Genomic DNA, 23,142 nt, shown 5'->3' on the forward strand with positions numbered 1-23,142 from the left:
TGAGTTGCTCTAATAGTGTTTTGCTGAAAGATAGCTGGGGTTGCCAAAACGCGACGCAGATAGACCCTACCCGCGTTGCCGGTAATGGCCGGTCAGCGTGGGGTGCACCGACCGTGCTCGGCGCACGTTCGGCGGGTCTCATCGATGTTTCGCGCGCGGATGCACCGGCGTTACCACAGCGCCCCACGGCGGGCGCGTCAGATTTCACGTCCTAGCTACTGTCCAGTAACATCGCCGGTATTCGCTGACTCAGCGCTGAACCAAGGAGGGTTCGATGCACGTGCTGCTCACCGGTGGCGACACCGACCTCGGCCGTCAGATCGCCGGCGGTTTCAGGGAAGCCGGCCACGATGTCCTCATCGCCGGTTCGCGGCGTGCGGAGCTCGAGGTCGCCGCCAAGGAACTCGACGTCGAATCTGTCGTGCTGGACAACATCGATCCGGCCAGCCTCGAGGCCGCTCGCGGGACACTCCCCCAGCACCTGGACGGCATCGTCAACGTTCCTGCGCCGCGCTGGGACGCCGGCGATCCTCGGACGCACTCGCTAGCCGAACGCGCCGCCACCTGGCGGCACGCGTTGGACACCACCGTCCTCTCGGCGGTGCTGACCGTGTCCGTCCTCGGCGATCAGCTCAGCTCGGGTGGATCGATCCTCAACATCGTCCCGGAGAACCCCGCCGAGGGCAGTGCCGACGCCGCGATCAAGGCCGCGCTGTCGAACTGGACCGCCGGCCAGGCCGCCCATTTCGGCATCCGGGGCATCACCATCAACACCATCGCCGCAGGGCGAAGCGCTGAAGCCGGCTACCCGGGTGCCGATTCGGCAGCAGGCTCGACAGCCTCCGAGATCACCCGCCTGGCACTGTTCCTCGCCACTCCGGCGGCGCGCCACATCACCGGCGAGACGCTGCACGTGAGCCAGGGCGCGTTGGCGCAGTTCGGCTGAAATATTCCGTGTTCACCCCGAGCTGAAACGGGGTGACCACTCCGGTTCACTGTGCTTTGGTGGGTCCATGGCGATTCGACTTGGACTCCAGATCCCCAACTTCTCCTACGGCACCGGCGTTTCCGATCTCTTCCCGACCGTGATCGCGCAGGCCCGCGAGGCCGAGGAAGCCGGTTTCGACTCGGTCTTCGTGATGGACCACTTTTACCAACTTCCCGGCCTCGGCGCCCCCGAAGAACCGATGCTGGAGGCATACACCACCCTCGGAGCTCTCGCGACGGCCACCGAACGGGTCCAGCTGGGGACGCTGGTCACCGGCAACACCTATCGCAACCCGACGGTGCTCGCCAAGGAGATCACCACACTCGACGTGATCAGCCAGGGCCGTGCCATTCTGGGTATCGGCACGGGGTGGTTCGAACTCGAACACGACAGCCTCGGATTCGAGTTCGGCACCTTCACCGATCGGTTCAAGAAGCTCGATGAGGCGTTGAGCATCATCATCCCGATGCTTAAGGGTGAGCGGGTCACCGTCGATGGCGCCTACTACCGTACGAACGAGGCGTTCGCCAATCCCCGTTTCCGCGACCATATCCCGCTGATGATCGGTGGCAGCGGCGAGAAGAAGACCATCCCGCTGGCCGCGCGGCACTTCGACCACCTGAACATCATCGCCGGCTTCGACGAGCTGGCCCGCAAGCTCGATGTCGTCCGGGCCAGGTGCGAGGAGATCGACCGCGATCCGGCCACCCTGGAGACGAGCATGCTGGTCGTTGCGCTGATCGGTGAGCACTTCACCGCCGAGATGATCCCCGACGATTTCAAGCAGCAGGCCGTGTTCGGAAGCCCCGAGCAGATCGCCGAGCAGCTCAAGGAAAAGGTGTATGACGTCGGGGTCGACGGCGTGATCTTGAGCCCGGCGACCATGGGCGGGTACGTCCCCGGCGGTGTCACCGGGGTGGCCGAAGCGCTGAAACCGCTGATTTCGGGGTAGAGCTCTCGGTGCAAGCCCGACCCAGGGAGTGAATTATCGGTCCGGTGTGCCATCTCACCGCGCTGGTGGGATGGCCACCGACTACCCTGTGGTTGTACTGACAAAGCACTTCGCTAGGAGCAGAGATGAGCCATCCCGGAGCTACGGCATCGGATCGGCACAAGGTCGTCATCATCGGATCGGGTTTCGGTGGTTTGAATGCCGCGCAGGCGCTCAAGCGCACCGACGTCGACATCAAGTTGATCGCGCGCACCACCCATCACCTGTTCCAGCCGCTGCTGTACCAAGTGGCCACAGGCATCATCTCCGAGGGTGAGATCGCCCCGCCGACCCGCCTGATCCTGCGCAAGCAGCGCAACGCACAGGTCCTTCTCGGCGACGTCACCCACGTCAATCTGGAGAAGCAGACCGTGGAGTCGGTGCTGTTGGGGCACACGTACAGCACCCCTTACGACACGCTGATCCTGGCCGCTGGTGCCGGTCAGTCCTACTTCGGCAACGACCATTTCGCGGAGTGGGCGCCGGGTATGAAGACCATCGACGATGCGCTGGAGCTTCGCGGACGCATCCTGGGCGCCTTCGAGCAGGCCGAGCGGTCCAGCGATCCCGAGCGCCGCAAGAAGCTGCTGACGTTCGTCGTCGTCGGCGCCGGCCCCACCGGTGTCGAGATGGCCGGACAGATCCAGGAGCTCGCCGATCAGACGCTCAAGGGCAGCTTCCGCCACATCGACCCGACCGAAGCCCACGTCATCCTGCTGGATGCCGCTCCGGCGGTGTTGCCGCCGATGGGTGAGAAGCTCGGGCTCAAGGCCAAGGAACGGCTGGAGAAGATGGGCGTCGAGATCCAACTGAACGCCATGGTCACCGATGTCGACCGCAACGGCATCACCGTCAAGGACAAAGACGGCACGCTGCGCCGCATCGAATCGGCATGCAAGGTGTGGTCGGCAGGCGTCCAGGCAAGCCCGTTGGGCAAGGATCTGGCCGCGCAGTCGGAGACCGAGATCGATCGCGCCGGTCGTGTTGTCGTCAACCCGGATCTGTCGATCCCGGGTCACCCGAACGTGTTCGTGGTCGGTGACATGGCTTTCGTGCCCGGTGTGCCCGGTATGGCGCAGGGCGCGATCCAGGGTGGCAAGTATGTCGCCGCGATCGTGAAGAACGAGGCGGCGGCGCGCGCCCACGGCACCAAGCCCAAGCCGCGGGTGCCGTTCAAGTATTTCGACAAGGGCTCGATGGCCACGGTGTCGAAGTGGAATGCGGTGGCCAAGGTCGGCAAGTTGGAGTTCGGCGGTTTCATCGCCTGGCTCGCCTGGCTGGGCCTGCACCTGATCTACCTGGTCGGCTTCAAGACCAAAATCGCGACATTGTTGTCATGGGCGGTGACGTTCCTGAGCCGACAGCGCGGTCAGCTGACCATCACCGAGCAGCAGGCCTACGCTCGGATCAGGATCGAGGAACTCCAAGAGATCGCGGCCGCGGTACAGGAGAGCGAGAAAGCCGCCAGCTGAACCGATCTCACCGCCATGTGATCCACCGACCGTAGCCGCACAACGACGTGCGCGAACGGTACTATGGCGCGGTGACAGACAGCGGCTTCCCGTCCCAGTATCCCCACAATCCCGACATCCCTTACGGCGCACCGCCTCCCGGTCCTGCGGGCGTCCAGGTTCCCGAGCAGTGGCGTAGCCGCTTCGAGTTCTTCTCCCGCTACGGGCACCCGGCCTCCACGCCGGCCGCGCAGGCAGCGTTCAAGCAACTCTCGTTCGGCCAGCGGATGCGCTTGGGGGCCAACGGCCCGGCGTTCTTCTTCGGGCCGATCTATTTCGCCATCAAGGGACCGTGGCGAAAAGGGTTGAGCCTGTTCGGCTTTTCGTTCGTGTTGGCGATGGTGATCAGCGTGATCGAGATCGCGCTGAACTTCAGCTTCCCGTCCGCGGCGTACGGCGCCGCGATCGGCGTGCTCTACTCCAGCACGGCGAACTGGGCCTACTTCCTGCACGTCACTCGCGGCAGCACCAGCTGGAACCCCTTCGAGGGTGCGCCGATGTTCCGCGGAAAGCGCTGATCCGATCGCACGGCTCAGGCCGGCGTCTCGTCGAGCCGCGGGCCCTGCCACGTCGACAACGCCCCGCCGGCGGCGAGGCTGAGCACCGTCCCGGCACCTGCGAAAGATGCCTGCGGATAGCGTAATTCGCTGACGCAGGCGCGGGGCGCGGCGATCTGGTCATCGTTGACCGAGGCGGTGCCCAGCTCGACGCGGTGTCGCAGCAACGGTGCACCGTCGATATCGGCGCGCAACGACCCCGTCCAGTAGCCATCGTGTTCACCGTGCCTGCCGATTTGGATGCGTTCGCGCACCCGGATCCGCGCGTCGGCGGCCACCCGGATCCGGGTGGCCGCCGAATGCCGCGAGTTCCCCGCTATCACGGTCGGCTCCGGATCGAAGTCCAGTTCTCCGCACACCTCTGCGTCCCACGTGCTGTGCGACTCGGCGGTCGTGGCACCGGGCAACACGACGGTGGCTGCCACCGAACGGACCGCCAACCGCGCTCCCGGTTCCACGATGATCCGTACCGCGATGACGTCACCGCCCAGCGGTGTGGCGGCCGCCGAGAGCAGATGCACGGTCTCGGCACCGGTTCGCCTGGCGGTGATGCCGCCGGTGCATTCGATATGCGCGCCGCGACCGGGCCGCGCCACCAACAGGACATCGGAACGCACGATGTCAGCCCGACACCGGCACCTGGAGTTGTTCGCGGACCCACGCCAGCACCGGACCCGCGGTGGGGTCCTCGGTCAGCGAGATGAGCACGAACGGCCGATCCCCGCGCACCGTTGTCGAATCTCGGCGCATGACATCCAGATCGGCCCCCACCATCGGCGCCAGGTCGGTTTTGTTGATCACCAACAGATCCGAGAAGGTCACCCCCGGGCCACCCTTGCGTGGCACCTTGTCGCCGCCGGCGACATCGATGACGAAGATCTGGACATCGATGAGGCCGGAAGAGAACGTGGCGGTCAGATTGTCACCGCCGGATTCGACGAGGATCAGATCGAGCCGCGGGTTCGCGGCGATCAGATCGTCGATCGCATCGAGGTTGGCGGTGATGTCATCGCGGATGGCGGTGTGCGGGCAGCCGCCGGTCTGCACCGCGGTGATGCGCTCGTCGGGCAGTACGGCGTGGCGGCGCAGGAAGTCGGCGTCCTCGGTGGTGTAGATGTCGTTGGTCAGCACGGCCAGCGAGAGCTCATCGCGCAGCTGACGGCACAGCGCGGCGGTCAACGCGGTCTTGCCCGACCCGACCGGCCCGCCGATCCCGATACGCAGCGGTTCACCGGGACGGCGGACCCGCTTCGGCCGGTCGTGCTGGTGATCGTGGGGTTCGCCGTCGATCAGATGTGGTGGCATGTCATTCCTTCGATATCGGTCGGTCAGGAGGAGAACAGGGGGCGCTCGCGCGCAGCGTGGTGTTCGGCCAACACGTCGAGCAAGGGGTCGGACAGATCGGCAAGGCCCGTCAACGCCGTCGCGGCGGTCTGCGCGCACAGCGCGGACAGCTCGAAGGTCACGGCGGCCACATCGGCCGGGTCCAGCGCCAGCAGGCGCTGCGCGGCGGTCGCCGACCCCGTCATGGTCGTGTAGACCATCGACAGCGCGGTGTGCTCGGCAGTGATGCCGCTGGTGCTGCCCACCACTCCGGCGACCACCGGAAGGTGTGGTTTGACACCCAGCGCCCCCCATCCCAAGACCGCGGCGGCCGCCGGTTCCGGCCACACACGTTTGGCCAGCCGGAGAAGTCCGCGGCCCTGGGCGCGCGAGGCCACCCGAGCGGCCGGCGACGGTGTACGGGCATCGGTTTCGGCGTCGGCCGACTCCACGGACAGGTCACCGCGGTGCACAGCGGCGGCCAGCGAGGCGCTCACCAGCCCCTGGGTGCTGATTCGGCGGCGCAGATACGCGCGCAGAGTAGGCATATCGTTCACCCGGCCCGTGGTGACCGCCTCTTCGATGCCACCGGAGTGCACATGCCCACCGGTGGGCAACCGAGAATCGGCGAGGGTGAGCAACGTGGCCAACCCGTGCGGCGCCTGGGCGAGCATCAGAACAGGAAGTAGCGCTGCGCCATCGGCAACTCGGCGGCGGGCTGTTCGGTCCACACGTCACCGTCGATCCGGACGGTGAACGTGTCGGGGTCGACCTCGATGCGGGGCGTGGCGTCGTTGAGCGGCATCTGCGCCTTGCCGACCTGGCGAACATTTCTGACAGGCAACAGCTTTCGCCGGATGTCCAGCCGGTCGGCCAATCCGTCCTCGATGGCGGCGGGGGCGACGAAGTGTACCGACGTGGCCGCGGCGGCGACCGGATCGGCCCCGAACATGGGCCGCGGCAACACGGGCTGTGGGGTCGGGATGGATGCGTTCGCGTCACCCATCGCGGCCCAGGCGATCATGCCGCCCTTGACCACGGCGTGCGGACGCACGCCGAAGAAGGCCGGCTCCCACAACACCAGGTCGGCGAGCTTGCCGACCTCGACCGATCCGATCTCACCGTCGAGGCCGTGCGCGACGGCCGGGCAGATCGTGTACTTGGCCACGTACCGGCGGGCCCGGTTGTTGTCGGCTCCCCCGGGCCCGGAGCTGTCGCCCTCCAGTGCTCCCCGGCGCGTCTTCATCACGTGCGCGGTCTGCCAGGTGCGCAGCACCACCTCACCGATGCGACCCATCGCCTGGGCGTCCGAACCGATCATCGAGATGGCGCCGATATCGTGGAGCAGATCCTCGGCGGCAATCGTCGACGGCCGGATCCGACTCTCCGCGAACGCAAGATCCTCGGGAATGCGCGGATTGAGGTGATGGCACACCATCAACATGTCGAGGTGTTCGTCGAGGGTGTTGACGGTGTGCGGGCGGGTCGGATTGGTGGAACTGGGCAGCACATTCGGGTGCGAGGCGACCGTGATGATGTCGGGTGCATGCCCCCCGCCGGCGCCCTCGGTGTGGTAGGCGTGAATGGACCGGCCCTTGATCGCGGCCAACGTGTCCTCGACAAAGGCCATCTCGTTGAGGGTGTCGGTATGGATGTTGGCCTGCACACCGGCGGCATCGGCAACGGTGAGACAGGCGTCGATGGCCGCTGGGGTGGTCCCCCAGTCCTCGTGCAGTTTGAATCCCGCCGCACCGCCACGCAATTGCTCCCACATCGCCTCGTGGCTGACGGTGTTGCCCTTGCCGAGCAGGGCGATGTTCAGCGGCCAGGAGTCCAGGGCTTCCAGCATCCGGCCCAGATGCCATGCCCCCGGCGTCACCGTGGTGGCCTTACTGCCCTCGGCCGGACCGGTGCCGCCGGCAACGATCGTCGTGATGCCGCCGCCGAGCGCCTCTTCCATGATCTGCGGACAGATCAGGTGCACATGGCAATCGATGGCGCCGGCGGTCACGATGCGGCCGTTTCCCGCGATGATCTCGGTGGAGGGTCCGACCACCAGATCGGGGTGCACACCCGACATGATGTCCGGGTTTCCCGCCTTGCCGATGGCCACGATGCGGCCGTCACGGATACCGATGTCGGCCTTGATGATTCCCCAGTAGTCCAGTATCACTGCGCCGGTGATGACGGTGTCGGGAGCGCCCTGCGCCCGGGTCGCTCGCGACTGGCCCATCGATTCGCGCAGCACCTTGCCACCGCCGAAGACGGCCTCGTCACCGGCCAACCCTGGCCCGCCGCTGCGGTCCTCGGTGATCTCGATGACCAGATCGGTATCGGCAAGGCGGATCCGGTCACCGGCGGTGGGTCCGAACAGCGCGGCATACCGTTCGCGGGAAAGCGAGCTCACAGAGACGGATCCAATCTTCCTGGCGGATCGAGTGACAGTCCGTGCACCTCGCGCGTGCCGCTCAACGGGACCAGCGACACGGTCTGGGCGATACCGGGTTCGAACCGCACGGCGGTACCGGCGGGGATGTCGAGGCGGTACCCGCGCGCGGCGGCCCTGTCGAATTCCAGCGCACTGTTGGCCTGGGCGAGGTGAACATGACTTCCGACCTGGACCGGTCGGTCCCCGCCGTTGACGACGGGCAGCGACAGCCGCGCAGCGCCGTTATTGAGTTCGACATCACCGTCGCCGTAGAGGATCTCACCGGGAATCATCGCGACGGCCTCAGGAGATCGGCTGGTGGACGGTGACGAGCTTGGTGCCGTCGGGAAAGGTCGCCTCGACCTGGACGTCGTGCAGCATCTCGGGGATACCGTCCATCACCTGATCCCGGGTGAGCACCGCGCGACCGCTGACCATGAGTTCGGCCACCGTGCGTCCGTCGCGCGCACCCTCGAGGATGTGGTCGGTGATCAGCGCGACGGACTCCGGATGGTTGAGCTTCAGCCCCCGGTCCTGGCGGCGGCGTGCCAGGTCCGCAGCGTAGGAGATGAGCAGTCGTTCCTGTTCATGCGGCGTCAAACGCATAGTGGGCGATCCTGCCACGCCGACGGCGTTTCGGCAGCGCTGCGGTCAGTCGGCGATGTTCTGCAGCCGGACCTGGCCGCGGGCGACGGTGCGGTCTTCCTCGTCGGTGATGGTGATCAGCCACAACTGCTGGCGACGCCCACGGTGAATCGGCGTCGACTCTGCGGTGACGGTGCCGGATTTGATGGCACGCAGGAAGTCGGTGTTGTTGTTGACCCCGACGACGGTGCCGCCGCCGTGCTCGGCGAGCCACACATGTCCGGACACACTGGCAAGGCTCTCGACGATGGCGCAGTACACGCCGCCGTGCACGATGCCCCACGGCTGCTTGAGCTTGTCGCTGATGACCAACCGCGCGCGGCCACCGTCGGGGGTCATTTCCAGATACTGGAGTCCCAGTTCGCTGTCGAAGCCGGCGCCGAGGCCGGGCGGCAAAGAAGAAGTCACGAATGATCTGTTTACACCTCTGTACGGACGCGGCGTCACGGCAGTACACCCGGCGAATGCGGAAGGGCCCCACGCGTATCACGTGGGGCCCTTCCTTCGAGTGGACCGGGGGTCTCTGCAGCCCTCAGGACTCCGGCTCGGTCCGTTAGTCTCGCGTAATCATCATAGGCAAGGCTTGCCTAATTAAGCAAGGCCTTTCCCGCCGAGAATCGGCTCGCGCCGCGCACCGGCAGGCCGAAGCCGACCAGCGCATCGAGAATTGCCTGGCCGCGGCTCATGCTCGTCAGTTCACTGGAACCGGCCAGCAGGGGCACCTGCGTCGAGGCGCCCACCACGGCGGCACCGACGATGTTCCACATCGACGCGATGGAGATGGCACCGTCGCTCACCTCGTGGAGCTTGGCGAACAGCGGGGCCAGCGCGCGATGACTGCGATGGGCGACCCAGGTCGTCAGCGCCGCCTCACTCGGCAGCGCCACGATGCCGTCGCGGCGGGTACGCACCGAGCCGACACTGCGGCGTTGCGCGAGGTGCGGATCATCAGGAAGTGCGCGCAATGTCGGGTCGACGACGCCGACCCAGTCGATGGCACCCTCGGAATCCACGTGCACCCACAGGTTCTCCAGCCCGACATCCCAGGCCCGGCCCTCCAGCGCCACCAGCGGGACGACCCGGCCGATCACGACATGCGAGAGCGTCGCGGCCAACTGCTGGGCGACCGCGACCCGACTGTCGGTCTCGGCCACGGCGGCGTCGAACATCAGGCGCAGGCGCTCGGTCGTGATCATTTCGATCAGCGGCCACCAGCGTCGCCGGGACAGGTCACCCATCACGGCCACGCCGTACACCCGCGGACACTCCGGATACAACTCACGCAGCCGGCGACTCGACTCGTGCAGCGGCAAAGCCCGCCGAATCGACATACGGGCGATCAGTGGATCGTCGACCACGACCGTCATCGGCACCTCCTCAATCGGTTAGGTTAGCCTTACTATAGTCACGACCGACCAACGGGCCAAAGCCTGTGACTGGACTCACAGGGTTGCGGAAAATGGTCTGTGACCGGCGCGGGAGGTTTCTTCGCCAGGCGAAGCGGCAAACCCGGTGATTGGATACGACGCACGGTAGTAAGCGCGTAGTACGCTGTTTTCATTGCTCAGGGAGTGAACGAAACATGGCCAAGTTGACGCGGCTCGGGGAACTCGAGCGCGAAGTGATGGACCACCTCTGGACCTCGCGCGAACCGCAGACGGTGCGCCAGGTCCACGAGGCGCTGGCCGCACGCCGCGATCTTGCCTACACCACGATCATGACGGTGCTGCAGCGCCTGGCGAAGAAGAATCTGGTCGTCCAGCACCGTGACGACCGGGCCCACCGGTATGCGCCCACCCACGGGCGCGACGAGCTGGTTGCCGGTCTGATGGTCGACGCACTCGATCAGGCGGCCGACTCGGGCAGTCGCGAGGCCGCCCTCGTGCATTTCGTGGAACGTGTCGGGGCCGGTGAGGCGGCGGCACTGCGGCGTGCACTGGCCGAACTGGAGGCCAAGCACGCCACGATCACACCGACTGGTAATTCCGGTACCGACTGAGAGACACTTACGGCGTGTCCGCGCTGGCCTTCTCCATCGTCGCGCTGGTGCTCGTCGGTCCGGTACCCGCGCTGTTGGCGCGGGCCCGCTGGCCGCTACGGGCGCCACGCGCGGCGATCGTGTTGTGGCAGGCCATAGCGTTGGCGGCGGTGCTGTCTGCCTTCTCCGCGGGGATCGCCATCGCCAGCCGGCTATTCGTTCCGGGTCCCGACGGACGTCCGACCGCCACCCTGACCAGCGAAATCGCGGTCCTCGGCTGGCCGCTGTGGGCGCTGTACGTGGTGGTCTTCGCACTGACGCTGATGATCGGCGCACGCTTGATCGTCGCCGTCATCCAGGTCGGGGTGGCCACCCGACGCCGCCGCGCACACCACCGCATGGTCGTCGACCTGGTCGGTAAATGCCGTGACCAGATCAGCACACCGGCGCGCCGACCGGCGGGCCTGCGCATCCTCGACGTCGCCGAGCCGATGGCCTATTGCCTGCCGGGTGTGCGCAGTCGGGTGGTGGTCAGCGAGGGAACACTGAGCTCGCTGTCGGAGAACGAGATCTCGGCGATCCTCACCCACGAACGTGCCCACCTGCGCGCTCGCCACGATCTCGTGCTGGAGATGTTCACCGCCGTGCACCGCGCATTCCCGCGGTTCGTCCGCAGCGGTAGCGCCCTTGATGCGGTGCGTCTGCTGATCGAACTGCTCGCCGACGACGCCGCCGTCCGTGTCGCCGGACCGACACCGCTGGCGCGCGCGCTGGTCGCATGCGCAGGCGGACGCACCCCCTCCGGCGCGCTCGCCGCGGGCGGCCCGACCACCGTGGTCCGGGTGCAACGCCTGTGCGGCGAGGGCAACAGCCTGGCACTGGCGGTGGCCGCGTATGCGGCGGCGGCAGCCATCCTGATCGTCCCCACCATCGCGCTGGCACTGCCCTGGCTGACCGAGCTGCACCGCCTGTTCAGCGGCTAGCGATCCCCCGGTTCGGCGGTCGCGATGTGGTCAGGGAATGATCGAGAAGGACACACACCGACGCGAAAGGCTCCCGCATGACCAACTCGGGCAACACCGGTAAAGCTCAGATCGGGGTCACCGGCCTCGCGGTCATGGGATCCAATATCGCGCGCAACTTCGCCAGGCACGGTTACACCGTTGCGCTGCACAATCGTTCGATTGCCAAGACCGACGCGCTGCTGGCCGAGCACGGCTCCGAGGGCAACTTCGTCCGCAGCGAGACCATCGCGGAGTTCCTCGACGCGCTGGAGAAGCCGCGCCGGGTACTGATCATGGTCAAGGCCGGTGACCCGACCGACGCCGTCATCAACGAGCTGGCCGACGCCATGGAGCCCGGCGACATCATCATCGACGGCGGCAACGCGCTCTACACCGATACGATCCGTCGAGAGAAGGCGATCCGCGAGCGCGGCCTGCACTTCGTCGGCGCAGGCATCTCCGGCGGCGAGGAGGGCGCGCTGAACGGGCCGTCCATCATGCCGGGTGGTCCCTCCGAGTCCTATGTGTCCCTCGGCCCGCTGCTGGAGGAGATCTCCGCGCACGTCGACGGTGTCCCCTGCTGCACCCATATCGGCCCCGACGGCGCGGGCCACTTCGTCAAGATGGTGCACAACGGCATCGAGTATTCCGATATGCAGCTCATCGGGGAGGCCTACCAGCTGTTGCGCGACGGACTCGGGCTGACCGCCGCCGATATCGCCGACGTCTTCGCCGAGTGGAACAAGGGCGATCTGGACAGCTACCTGATCGAGATCACCGCCGAGGTGCTCAAGCAGGTCGACGCCAAGACCGGCAAGCCGCTGGTCGACCTGATCCTCGACGAGGCCGAGCAGAAGGGCACCGGCCGCTGGACGGTCAAGTCAGCGCTCGACCTGGGCGTCCCGGTCACCGGGATCGCCGAGGCCGTCTTCGCCCGCGCGCTGTCCGGATCGGTCGCCCAGCGCAAGGCCACCACCGGCCTGGCATCGGGGGACCTGGGGCAAAAGCCAAGCGACGCAGCGCAGTTCACCGAGGACATCCGCCAGGCGCTGTACGCCTCGAAGATCATCGCCTATGCGCAGGGCTTCAACCAGATCCAGGCGGGCAGCGCCGAATACAACTGGGATATCACCCCCGGCGACATGGCGCGGATCTGGCGCGGCGGCTGCATCATCCGGGCCAAGTTCCTCAACCGGATCACCGATGCCTTCGACAACAACGCCGAGCTGCCGACGTTGATCGTCGACCCGTATTTCCGCGATGCCGTCGAGGCCGCGATCGACGGCTGGCGCCGCGTCGTGATCAAGGCCACCGAGTTGGGCATCCCGATCCCCGGGTTCAGCTCGGCGCTGTCGTACTACGACGGCCTGCGCACCGAGCGGCTGCCCGCGGCCCTGACCCAGGGCCTGCGCGACTTCTTCGGCGCGCACACCTACGGGCGCATCGACGCCGACCGGGACAAGCGGTTCCACACGCTGTGGAGCGGTCAACGCAACGAGATCGAGGCCTAGCCTTTCCTCTGGTGAGCAGACGCGTATACCCCTTCTCTGCCACAGTTTCAGGGGTAAACGCGTCTGCTCGCGGGAAGAACGGGGGCCACTAGACTCGGGGCATGCGCTTTCTCGACGGCCACCGTCCCCCGTACGACCTGACCTACAACGATGTCTTCATCGTGCCGGGCCGCTCGGAGGCTGCCTCCCGCTTCGACGTGGATCTGTCCACCGTCGACGGGTCGGGCACCACTATCCCGGTCGTGGTGGCGAACATGACCGCGGTCGCCGGTCGGCGGATGGCCGAGACGGTGGCCCGTCGCGGCGGCATCGTGGTCATCCCCCAGGACATTCCGCTGTCCGCCGTGCGGCACACCGTCGATTTCGTCAAGAGCCGTGACCTGATCGCCGACACCCCGGTTCAGCTCGCGCCGGACGACTCGGTCACCGATGCGCTCGCGCTGATCAACAAGCGGGCCCACGGCGCGGCCGTCGTCGTCTCCGAGGGCAGGCCCGTCGGCGTCGTCACCGAGGCCGGGTGCGCCGGTGTCGACCGGTTCGCCCGGGTGCGCGATGTGGCCACCACCGATTTCGTGACCGCGCCGGCCGGTACCGACCCGCGCAAGGTGTTCGATCTGCTCGACCACGCGCCGGTGGGCGTCGCGGTGCTCACCGACGGTGCCGGAAATCTGGCCGGGGTGCTGACCCGAACCGGTGCCGTGCGCGCAGGCATCTACTCCCCCGCCGTCGACGACGCGGGCCGGCTGCGTATCGCGGCCGCCGTCGGCATCAACGGTGACGTCGCAGCCAAGGCCCGCGACCTCGCCGAATCCGGTGTCGACCTGATCGTCATCGACACCGCGCACGGCCATCAGGTGAAGATGCTGGACGCGGTGGCCGCCGTCGCCGGCCTCGACCTGGGACTACCGCTGGCGGCGGGCAATGTCGTCTCGGCGGGCGGCACCCGCGATCTGATCAACGCCGGCGCCTCGATCGTCAAGGTCGGCGTCGGCCCCGGCGCGATGTGCACCACCAGGATGATGACCGGCGTCGGCCGCCCGCAGTTCTCCGCCGTCGTCGAATGCGCCTCGGCAGCAAGAGAACTCGGCGGCCACGTGTGGGCCGACGGCGGTGTGCGCCACCCGCGCGACGTGGCCCTCGCCCTGGCAGCCGGTGCGTCCAACGTGATGATCGGTTCCTGGTTCGCCGGCACCTACGAATCCCCCGGCGATCTGCTCCGCGACCGCGACGGTCACCCCTACAAGGAGAGCTACGGCATGGCCTCCAAGCGGGCCGTCGCCGCCCGCACCGCGGCCGACGGTGCCTTCGATCGGGCCCGCAAGGCGCTGTTCGAAGAGGGGATCTCCAGCTCCCGGATGAGCCTGGACCACAACCGGGGTGGCGTCGAGGACCTGTTGGACCACATCACCTCCGGTGTGCGCAGCACCTGCACCTACGTCGGCGCGCGGACTCTGCCCGAGCTGCACGACAAGGTCGTCCTCGGCGTGCAGTCGGCCGCCGGTTTCGCCGAAGGCCATCCGCTGCCGACGGGTTGGTGATGCTCGGCGCCACGCAGCGGGCGGTTAGGATGGACCGGTTCTGCCACCCGAAGACTGCCGCGACCGCGTCGCGCCGAAGACCAGAGAGGGACCCCGTGCCACAGGCACCCGTGGAGGCTCCGGGTTCACCGCTGGGCGCGGGAGGCTCGCCGGGAACGGCGACCCCACCCGGCGAGGCATCCGACGCCGAACCGTCCCCTAGTCGGCCGGGCATGCGGCCCGGCAGCCATCCGGTGAGGTGGCCGTGAATCTCACCATGACCCTGCTCAGCCTCTTGGCATTCATCCTGTTGACCGCCGGAACCGCGGTCTTCGTGGCGGCCGAGTTCTCCCTGACCGCCCTCGAACGCAGCGTCGTGGAGGCCAACGCCAGGGCCGGCGGGCGGCGCGACCAGTTCATCCGCAAGGCCCATCGCACCCTGTCCTTCCAGCTGTCGGGCGCCCAGCTGGGTATCTCGATCACGACCTTGGCCACCGGTTATCTGGCCGAGCCCGTGGTGGCCCGATTGCTCTACGCCCCGCTGACCGCGATCCGCATCCCGGCCGACTGGGTCGGCGGCATCGCGTTGGCGCTGGCCCTGCTGATCGCCACGTCGGTGTCGATGATCTTCGGTGAGCTGGTCCCCAAGAATCTGGCCGTCGCCAAACCACTGGCCACCGCCCGGTTCGCGGCCGCCCCGCAGTGGTATTTCTCCACGCTGTTCACCCCGGTGATCAAGGCCACCAACGGCACCGCCAACTGGATCCTGCGCCGGATGGGGATCGAGCCGGCCGAGGAGCTGCGTTCGGCCCGCTCACCGCAGGAGCTGGTCTCGCTGGTGCGCACCTCCGCGCGCAGCGGCGCACTCGATGCCGACACCGCGGTGCTGGTGGACCGGTCCCTGCAATTCGGCGACCGTTCCGCCGAGGAGCTGATGACCCCGCGATCGAAGATCGAATCCCTGGAGATCGAGGACACCGTGGCCGACCTGATGGCGGCCGCGATCCGCACCGGCCACTCCCGGTTCCCGATCGTCGACGGCGACCTGGATCAGACGGTCGGCATGGTGCACGTCAAGCAGGTCTTCGAGGTACCCGCCGAGTTGCGCGCGCGAACCCCGCTGTCCCGGCTCGCGGTCCCGGTGCCGACCGTTCCGTCGACACTGGACGGTGATGCGGTGATGACGCAGATCCGCGGCAACGGCATCCAAACCGCCATGGTCGTCGACGAATACGGCGGCACCGCGGGCATGGTCACCGTCGAGGATCTGATCGAGGAAATCGTCGGCGATGTGCGCGACGAGCATGACGACGCCACCCCGGACGTGGTGCAGAGCCGCACCGGCTGGCAGGTGTCGGGGCTGTTGCGCATCGACGAGGTCGACTCGGAGACGCCGTTCCGGGCGCCCGAGGGCGACTACGAGACGATCGGCGGGTTGGTGCTGGAGAAGCTCGGGCACATCCCCCAGGTGGGCGAGACCGTCGAGTTGACCGAATTCGACCCGGACCGGCCCGGTGACCCGGCGGTGCGCTGGCATGCCCGCGTGCTGCGGATGGACGGCAGGCGCATCGATCTGCTCGAGCTGGTCCAGGTCGACGGTGAACCCGAGGAGGACACCCATGGGTGGTGACCTGTTCGGGGTCGGTCTCGCCGTGCTCCTGCTCGCGGCCAACGCGTTCTTCGTCGGCGCCGAGTTCGCGCTCATCTCCGCTCGTCGTGACCGCCTGGAGGCGCTGGCCGAGCAGGGCAAGAAGCGCGCCGTGACGGTGATGCGCGCCGGGGAACACCTGTCGCTGATGCTGGCCGGCGCCCAGCTCGGCATCACGATCTGCTCGATCCTGCTCGGCCGGGTGGGTGAACCCGCCGTGGCCCACATGCTGGAGAAACCCGCCGCGCTCATCGGGATCAGCGACGCGATGCTGCACACGGTGTCGTTCGTCATCGCGCTGGCCGTCGTGGTGACCCTGCACGTGCTGCTCGGGGAGATGGTGCCCAAGAACATCGCCATCGCCGGGCCGGAGAGCACGGCGATGCTGCTCGTCCCGCCCTACCTGCTCTATATCCGTGCCGCGCGACCCTTCATCGCCTTCTACAACTGGGCCGCCAACACCACGTTGCGTGCGCTGCGCGTGGAACCCAAGGATGAGCTCGACATCACGGTGTCGACGGTCGAGTTGTCCGACATGATCGCCGAATCGCTCTCGGAGGGCCTGCTCGACCGCGAGGAGCACACCCGGTTGACCCGCGCCCTGCAGATCCGCGACCGCCATGTGGCCGACCTGGCGATCCCGCTGGATCGGATCTTCGCGGTGCCGGCCGCCGAGCCGGGTTCCGGCCCCACCATCGCCGCCATCGAACACGCGCTCTCGCAGACCGGCTACTCGCGCTTCCCGGTCGTCGGCGCCGACGGCAGCTATCTGGGTTACCTGCACATCAAGGATGTCCTGCCCGTGCTCAGCGAGGATCTCACGGTGCTCCCCGCCGATATGGTGCGTCCGCTCGTCCAGGTGCCCTCGTCGCTGTCACTGCCCGACGCCCTGACCCGGATGCGCCGGTCCAAGAGCCATCTCGCGCTGGTCACCAGCGGTGGCGGGGTGACCGCGATGGTGACGCTGGAGGATCTGGTCGAGGACCTCGTCGGGACCGTGCGCGACGGGACCCACCGGGTGTGATCGAGCTCGGCCAGGACGTCTGGACGGCCCGCGAGGCCGCCCATCAGCGGCGGGTGGAGATGTTCGTCGCGCCGCACATGCAGCGCGCCCGGCGCGGTGAGCCACATCCGGTGTGGGACTTCCTGTTCACCTACTACAGCCTGCGACCCCGCCAATTGCGCCGCTGGCATCCCGGATTCGGGGTGGCGCTGGCCGGGCCGGACGCCCGGCGATTCCTGGACCGCTCCGGCTACACCGCGACCGACGGTCAGGTATGCGTATCCGACGAGGTGCTGCGCACCCGGCATGACACCGTCGCATTCGTCGCCGCCCTGTTACGCGGTACCGCCCGGCGCCCGGCCCGGTTCAACTGCTTCGGGCTGCACGAATGGGCCATGGTGTACCGGTCCGACGAGGTCCGGCACGGCGCCGTGCCGCTGCGGCTGGGCCCGGCGGGCACCGATGCCGTGGTCGAGTCGATGCCGCTGCGGTGCAGTCACTTCGACGCGTTCCGGTTCTTCACACCGGCCGCCGTGCCACGCAACGCCGAGCCGCTCACCAGGGACGGTCAGCTCACCTCCGAGCAACCGGGCTGCCTGCACAGCGGTATGGATCTCTACAAATGGGCCTACAAGCTGGGACCGCTGGTCGAGTCCGAACTGGTGCTGGATTGTCTGGATCTGGCCGCCGACGCCCGAGTCCTGGACATGTGTGCCAGCCCATACGACCTTACCGACTATGGTTTTGCACCGGTGGCCATCGAAACAGCCGCCGGCCGTGCCGAGTACGCCAAGGCACAGCAGGACATCGCCGACCGCGCCGCGCCGTTACGTGCGGAGCTGCTGGCCCGGTGCGACGCGCTACTGGCACGGCTGCCCGCGCCCGTTCGCGCGTAGTTACCGATGGGTAAACTGGGTCGACTGTTAAAGGGAGGAATCATGACCGAGCGCGTGACCGTCGGCAACCTGCGGGTCGCCAAGGTGCTGCACGATTTCATCACCAATGAGGCATTGCCCGGTACCGGTGTGGATCCGGACAGCTTCTGGGCAGGCGTGGACAAGGTCGTCGCCGACCTCGCCCCGCAGAACGAGGAGTTGCTCGCCCGCCGCGACGACCTGCAGGCCCAGATCGACAAGTGGCACCGCGCCCGGGTCATCGGTCCCTTCGATGCCGCCGAGTACAAGCAGTTCCTCACCGATATCGGTTATCTGGCGCCGGAGCCTCCCGCCTTCACCGTGACCACCTCCGGGGTGGACACCGAGATCACCTCGACCGCGGGCCCGCAGCTCGTTGTGCCGATCCTCAACGCCCGCTTCGCGCTCAATGCGGCCAACGCCCGCTGGGGCTCGCTGTATGACGCGCTCTACGGCACCGATGTCATCTCCGACGAGGGCGGCGCCGAGGCGGGCTCCTCCTACAACAAGGTCCGGGGCGACAAGGTCATCGCCTATGCCCGCAACTTCCTCGACGAGGCGGTGCCGCTGGCCGAGGGATCCTGGGCCGACATCACCGAGGTCAAGATCGAAGACGGGCAACTGGTGCCCACCCTGGCCGACCCGTCGGCATTCGTCGGCTACACCGGCGAGCTGGGCGCGGCGTCCTGGTCGGTGCTGCTCAAGCACAACGGCCTGCACATCGAGATCCTCATCGACCCGTCCTCGCCGATCGGGTCGACCGACAAGGCAGGCATCAAGGATGTCGTCCTGGAATCGGCCATCACGACGATCATGGATTTCGAGGACTCGGTGGCCGCCGTCGACGCCGAGGACAAGGTGCTCGGCTACCGCAACTGGCTGGGGCTCAACCGCGGCGACCTCTCCGAAGAGGTCAGCAAGGGCGGCAAGTCGTTCAACCGGGTGCTCAACCCCGACCGGGAGTTCACCACCCCGGACGGGTCCGGCGAGCTGAGCCTGCCCGGCCGCAGTCTGCTGTTCGTCCGCAACGTCGGACACCTGATGACCAACGACGCCATCGTCTTCGACAATGACGGTGCCGATGGCGCCGAGGTTCCCGAGGGCATCCAGGATGCGCTGTTCACCGGCCTGATCGCCATCCACGGCCTCAAAGAGGGCGAACAGAACGGCCCGTACCGCAACTCGCGCACCGGCTCGGTCTACATCGTCAAGCCCAAGATGCACGGGCCCGACGAGGTCGCGTTCACCTGCGAGCTGTTCTCCCGCGTCGAGGATGTCATCGGGGTGCCGCAGGGCACCCTCAAGGTCGGCATCATGGACGAGGAGCGTCGCACCACGCTGAACCTGAAGGCGTGTATCAAGGCCGCGGCCGACCGCGTCGTGTTCATCAACACTGGCTTCCTGGACCGCACCGGCGACGAGATCCACACCTCGATGGAGGCGGGCCCGATGATCCGCAAGGGCGCGATGAAATCGCAGCCCTGGATCAAGGCCTACGAGGACGCGAACGTCGACACCGGCCTGGCGACCGGCCTGGCCGGGCGGGCCCAGATCGGCAAGGGCATGTGGGCGATGACCGATCTGATGGCCGATATGGTCGAGCAGAAGATCGGTCAGCCCAAGGCCGGCGCCACCACCGCATGGGTGCCCTCGCCCACCGCCGCCACCCTGCACGCGATGCACTACCACCAGGTCGACGTCGCCGCGGTGCAGAAGGAGCTGGCGGGCAAGAAGCGGGCCACCATCGACGAGCTGCTGACCATCCCGCTGGCCGGTGAGCTGGCCTGGTCCCCCGACGAGATCCACGAAGAGGTGGACAACAACTGCCAGTCGATCCTCGGCTATGTCGTGCGCTGGATCGACGCCGGTGTCGGCTGCTCGAAGGTGCCCGATATCCACAATGTGGCGCTGATGGAAGACCGTGCCACGCTGCGCATCTCGAGTCAGCTGTTGGCCAACTGGCTGCGCCACGGCGTCATCACCGAAGGCGATGTCAAGGCCAGCCTGCGCCGGATGGCCGCCATCGTCGACGAGCAGAACGCCGGCGACCCCGACTATCTGCCGATGGCACCGGATCCCGAGGCCAGCATCGCCTTCCAGGCGGCCCAAGAACTCATCCTCTCGGGAGCCCAGCAGCCCAGCGGCTACACCGAGCCGATCCTGCACCGGCGTCGTCGTGAGTTCAAGGCGCGTGCCGCGAACCAGTGACTAGACTGCGGCGGGGTATTCGACACGACGAGACAAGAGGGTAGGGATGGGCAGGCACAGCATTCCCGATCCCGACGACCAGCCTGACGAGCAGTTCGGAGTCTTCGGCGATCCCCGCCGCGACGAGCCCGCTGCCGGGTCGTCGGCCGGGCAGCACGAACAGCCCGAGTTCGGTTACGACGCAGACGATTACCGCTACGACACGGACGCCGGTGACGACCACGCTCGCCAGCACGAGTACGAGGATCCTGATCCGGCTCCACGGGGTTTCCCGGCGGTTGCCGACGAGGACTCCCCCACCCAGGCGTTCTCCGTCACCGGTCGGCAGCGCACCTTCGAGGGCGGGGAATGGACCGGTTCGCACCGGGCCATCACCCCCGGCCGGCGCACCGTCAGCCGCGGCGTCGTCATCGCACTGATCACGGTGGTCGCCGTGGTCGGTGCGGTGATTCTGTGGCAGTTCTTCGGCAATGCGCTGTCTGATCGCAGCCAGGCATCGGCCGACAGGTGCGTCGAGGGTGAGGTCACCGTCGCCGTCGTCGCCGATCCGGCCATCGCCGAGCAGATCTCGGGACAGGCCCAGGACTACGTCGGTACCAACCCGCGCGTCGGTGACCGCTGTGTCAAGGTGGCCGTCACGTCCGCCGATGCCGACGCCGTCGTCGCCGGGTTCACCGGGGAGTGGCCGGGTGACCTGGGTGAGCGGCCCGCCGTGTGGCTCCCCGGCAGTTCGTCGGCGGAGTCCCGGCTGGAAGCGGCCGCGGGGCCGGAATCGGTGATCGACAGCCGCTCCCTGGTCAGCTCGCCGGTGGTGCTGGCCGTCCGACCGGAACTGAAAACCGAGTTGTCCGAGCAGAACTGGTCGGCACTGCCGAATCTACAGACCAATCCGGCAGCGCTGGACGGACTGAACCTGCCCGGCTGGGGCGGACTGCGGTTGGCATTACCCACCGCGGGTAACAGCGACGCGGGCATCCTCGCGGCCGAGGCCGTTGCGGCGGCCTCCGCAGCCCCGAATGCGCCGGTGACCTCCGGTGCCGGTGCCGCACAACGGCTCATGGGTGCGCAGCCCGAACTCGCCGACAAGCAGGCGTCCACCGCACTCGATGCCCTGGTCAACGCAGCCGACCCGGCCGCCGCGCCGGTACACGCCGTCGCCACCACCGAGCAGCAGGTGTTCCGGCGCGGGGCAGATATGGCCGATGCGGGCAGCAAGTTGGCCGCCTGGATTCCGGCCGGTCCGACCCCGGTGGCCGACTTTCCCGTCGTGCTGCTCAGCGGCGACCGGTTGGCCAAGGAACAGGTCAGTGCGGCCAGCGAATTCGACCGCTTCATGCGCAAACCCGAGCAGCTCGCCAAACTGGCCGAGGCCGGTTTCCGCGCCGACGGTGCATCGAACCCGGACAGCCCGGTGACCGACTTTCCCGCCGTGACGTCACCACTGTCGTTCGCCGACCCGGCCGAACGTGCCGGCCTGGCGGCCCGGTTGGCCGCCCCGGTGCGGGACGGCACCGTCACCGTGATGCTCGGCCAGTCCGTTCCTGACCTGACCGACGTCGCTACCGCGCTCAACGATCGGCTACAACAACTGCCGCCGTCGGCGGCGGTGGGCCTGTGGACTTTCGACGGTGTGGCCGGCCGGTCGGCGATCACCACCGGTCCGCTCGGGGATGACCTCGGCGGCACGCCACGGTCTGCGGCGCTCGGTTCGAGCCTGCAGTCCCAGGGCGGTTCGGCCAGCGGTGCGGTGTCGTTCACGACGCTGCGTCTGGTCTACGGCGACGCGCTGGCCGGTTTCCGTCCTGACCAACCGAATTCGGTACTGGTGGTGACCGCGGGCCCGCATACCGACCGCAGTCTCGACGGTCCCGGATTGATCTCCTATATCCAGGGTGCCGCCAATCAGCAGCGTCCGGTGGCGGTCAACGTCATCAACATCGGTGACGATCCGGATCGGGCGACCTGGGAGGCGGTGGCCCAGGCCAGCGGTGGCCAGTACCGCAATGTCACCGGTGCCGCCGATCCGGCATTCGGCGATGCCGTCAGCGAGTTCCTCGGCTGACCCGCTCCAGCGTGCACTGCACGCCGAAGTGATCCGAAGGGAAGATGCGGGGCAGCTCGGATGCGACCGGTTCACGCCCGAGCAGCCGGATGGATCGTGCGCTCCAGGCGTCGGCCCGCAGCAGCACCCGATCGAATCGGACGTGGCGGTGCTTGTCCTTCATGTCATAGCGCATGTGGTTGATGGTGGTGTCCTCGGTGAATCCCGGCTCGTCGGGATGCAGCGTCGGCCACACGTCGCGGAAGTCGGCGGGCAGGATGGCGTTCTCGGCGTCGCGCAGGTTGAAGTCCCCCATGATCACGACGTCCTGGTGGCTGCGCACCGAGTCGACCACCAGCCGCAGCTGGCGTTCGCGTAACGCGGCTGCGGCCTTTCCGCTTTCGAGGTGCAAGCCCACAACGGTGAAGCTGTGGCCGCCGATGGTGTACCGCGCCGTGAGGTACCCGCGGGACAGGTTCGACGGCAGCCGCGTGTAATTCACCCGGTCGACCGGGATGCGCGATAGCAGCAGCATGCCGTAGTGGCCGAGCCTGCCACCGCACACGGCGGCGCTGGAGTAGTGCGCGCGGATCCAGGGTTGGGCCAGTAGCACGCTCAGTGCCGGCTCGGTGACCTCTTGGAACACCATGACATCCGGCTCTTCTCGAGCCAGGATGTCGGCGATCGCCTGATAGCGCCGTGCGGCGCACAGCTCGTTGAACCAGATGTTGTAGGTCGCCAGGGAAAGCCGGTCCAGGTCCGCACCGGTGCCGGGCCTACCGGTGCTACGAGTCCAGCCGGAGTCGAACCGTCGCACCGGCATCGGCGTGGTCCTGCGCAACACCGAGGGCCACACCCGCTTCATGACACCCCAA

Annotated in this window: 22 protein-coding genes; 13 read left to right on the forward strand and 9 right to left on the reverse strand. The window is 67.5% G+C overall.

From position 1 onward, the window contains the following. Positions 1-274: 274 nt before the first annotated feature. From PGN27_RS02705 to PGN27_RS02720, 4 genes are all read left to right on the forward strand, one after another. Positions 275-946, forward strand: coding sequence for an SDR family oxidoreductase (locus PGN27_RS02705; RefSeq protein ID WP_335324708.1), 672 nt, complete (start codon positions 275-277; stop codon positions 944-946). Between the two features lie 67 nt (positions 947-1,013). Then, complete coding sequence (locus tag PGN27_RS02710) at positions 1,014-1,940, forward strand: LLM class F420-dependent oxidoreductase (RefSeq protein ID WP_335324709.1); 927 nt, start codon at positions 1,014-1,016, stop codon at positions 1,938-1,940. A 125-nt stretch (positions 1,941-2,065) separates the two neighbouring features. Next, positions 2,066-3,451, forward strand: a complete 1,386-nt coding sequence (locus tag PGN27_RS02715) for a type II NADH:quinone oxidoreductase Ndh (protein ID WP_335324710.1) — start codon at positions 2,066-2,068, stop codon at positions 3,449-3,451. 71 nt (positions 3,452-3,522) lie between these two features. After that, positions 3,523-4,008: a DUF2628 domain-containing protein gene (locus tag PGN27_RS02720; RefSeq protein WP_335324711.1), complete on the forward strand. Its 486-nt coding sequence runs from the start codon at positions 3,523-3,525 to the stop codon at positions 4,006-4,008. A gap of 14 nt (positions 4,009-4,022) precedes the next feature. On the opposite strand, the gene PGN27_RS02725 is transcribed toward PGN27_RS02720, so the two are convergent. From PGN27_RS02725 to PGN27_RS02760, 8 genes are all read right to left on the reverse strand, one after another. Next, on the reverse strand, positions 4,023-4,664 hold the full coding sequence (locus tag PGN27_RS02725; RefSeq protein ID WP_335324712.1) for an urease accessory protein UreD: 642 nt from the start codon (positions 4,662-4,664) through the stop codon (positions 4,023-4,025). Between the two features lie 4 nt (positions 4,665-4,668). Then, positions 4,669-5,352 (reverse strand): urease accessory protein UreG, encoded by a 684-nt coding sequence (ureG, locus tag PGN27_RS02730; RefSeq protein ID WP_335324713.1) that lies wholly within the window; start codon positions 5,350-5,352, stop codon positions 4,669-4,671. Between the two features lie 23 nt (positions 5,353-5,375). Then, positions 5,376-6,044 (reverse strand): urease accessory protein UreF, encoded by a 669-nt coding sequence (locus PGN27_RS02735; RefSeq protein WP_335324714.1) that lies wholly within the window; start codon positions 6,042-6,044, stop codon positions 5,376-5,378. Continuing rightward, a complete protein-coding gene (locus PGN27_RS02740; protein ID WP_335324715.1) occupies positions 6,044-7,777 on the reverse strand; it encodes an urease subunit alpha in 1,734 nt (577 codons plus the stop codon). Before PGN27_RS02740 ends, PGN27_RS02735 begins: the two co-directional genes overlap by 1 nt. Beyond that, the gene (locus PGN27_RS02745; RefSeq protein ID WP_335324716.1) at positions 7,774-8,091 is read right to left on the reverse strand and encodes an urease subunit beta; all 318 of its coding nucleotides are present in this window, start codon (positions 8,089-8,091) and stop codon (positions 7,774-7,776) included. Before PGN27_RS02745 ends, PGN27_RS02740 begins: the two co-directional genes overlap by 4 nt. A 10-nt stretch (positions 8,092-8,101) precedes the next feature. After that, entirely contained in the window at positions 8,102-8,404 is a 303-nt protein-coding gene (locus PGN27_RS02750) for an urease subunit gamma (protein ID WP_030136602.1), read from the reverse strand. Between the two features lie 45 nt (positions 8,405-8,449). Next, entirely contained in the window at positions 8,450-8,851 is a 402-nt protein-coding gene (locus PGN27_RS02755; RefSeq protein WP_335324717.1) for a PaaI family thioesterase, read from the reverse strand. Positions 8,852-9,030: 179 nt separating this feature from the next. Next, positions 9,031-9,810, reverse strand: a complete 780-nt coding sequence (locus tag PGN27_RS02760) for an iron reductase (protein WP_335324718.1) — start codon at positions 9,808-9,810, stop codon at positions 9,031-9,033. A gap of 215 nt (positions 9,811-10,025) precedes the next feature. On the opposite strand from PGN27_RS02760, the gene PGN27_RS02765 reads away from it, so the two are divergent. The 9 genes from PGN27_RS02765 to PGN27_RS02805 all read left to right on the forward strand — a co-directional run bounded on the left by PGN27_RS02765 (position 10,026) and on the right by PGN27_RS02805 (position 22,288). Then, a complete protein-coding gene (locus PGN27_RS02765; RefSeq protein WP_030136605.1) occupies positions 10,026-10,442 on the forward strand; it encodes a BlaI/MecI/CopY family transcriptional regulator in 417 nt (138 codons plus the stop codon). Positions 10,443-10,456: 14 nt separating this feature from the next. After that, the gene (locus PGN27_RS02770) at positions 10,457-11,404 is read left to right on the forward strand and encodes a M56 family metallopeptidase (protein ID WP_335324719.1); all 948 of its coding nucleotides are present in this window, start codon (positions 10,457-10,459) and stop codon (positions 11,402-11,404) included. A 77-nt stretch (positions 11,405-11,481) separates the two neighbouring features. After that, positions 11,482-12,936, forward strand: coding sequence for an NADP-dependent phosphogluconate dehydrogenase (gene gndA / locus PGN27_RS02775; RefSeq protein WP_335324720.1), 1,455 nt, complete (start codon positions 11,482-11,484; stop codon positions 12,934-12,936). Between the two features lie 101 nt (positions 12,937-13,037). Continuing rightward, positions 13,038-14,474: a GuaB1 family IMP dehydrogenase-related protein gene (locus PGN27_RS02780; protein ID WP_335324721.1), complete on the forward strand. Its 1,437-nt coding sequence runs from the start codon at positions 13,038-13,040 to the stop codon at positions 14,472-14,474. Positions 14,475-14,718: 244 nt separating this feature from the next. Beyond that, positions 14,719-16,083, forward strand: a complete 1,365-nt coding sequence (locus PGN27_RS02785) for a hemolysin family protein (protein ID WP_335324722.1) — start codon at positions 14,719-14,721, stop codon at positions 16,081-16,083. Next, positions 16,073-17,125 (forward strand): hemolysin family protein, encoded by a 1,053-nt coding sequence (locus tag PGN27_RS02790; RefSeq protein ID WP_335324723.1) that lies wholly within the window; start codon positions 16,073-16,075, stop codon positions 17,123-17,125. Before PGN27_RS02785 ends, PGN27_RS02790 begins: the two co-directional genes overlap by 11 nt. Next, the gene (locus PGN27_RS02795; protein WP_335324724.1) at positions 17,122-18,000 is read left to right on the forward strand and encodes a 3-methyladenine DNA glycosylase; all 879 of its coding nucleotides are present in this window, start codon (positions 17,122-17,124) and stop codon (positions 17,998-18,000) included. Before PGN27_RS02790 ends, PGN27_RS02795 begins: the two co-directional genes overlap by 4 nt. A gap of 42 nt (positions 18,001-18,042) precedes the next feature. Then, positions 18,043-20,226 (forward strand): malate synthase G, encoded by a 2,184-nt coding sequence (locus PGN27_RS02800; RefSeq protein WP_335324725.1) that lies wholly within the window; start codon positions 18,043-18,045, stop codon positions 20,224-20,226. Between the two features lie 46 nt (positions 20,227-20,272). Continuing rightward, positions 20,273-22,288, forward strand: coding sequence for a vWA domain-containing protein (locus PGN27_RS02805; RefSeq protein WP_335324726.1), 2,016 nt, complete (start codon positions 20,273-20,275; stop codon positions 22,286-22,288). Here PGN27_RS02805 and PGN27_RS02810 read toward each other — a convergent pair. Continuing rightward, a complete protein-coding gene (locus tag PGN27_RS02810; RefSeq protein ID WP_335324727.1) occupies positions 22,269-23,132 on the reverse strand; it encodes an endonuclease/exonuclease/phosphatase family protein in 864 nt (287 codons plus the stop codon). The two genes, PGN27_RS02805 and PGN27_RS02810, sit on opposite strands and share 20 nt — an antisense overlap. Between the last annotated feature and the right edge of the window lie 10 nt (positions 23,133-23,142).

This window comes from Mycolicibacterium neoaurum, from assembly GCF_036946495.1.
Classification (GTDB): Bacteria; Actinomycetota; Actinomycetes; order Mycobacteriales; family Mycobacteriaceae; genus Mycobacterium; species Mycobacterium neoaurum_B.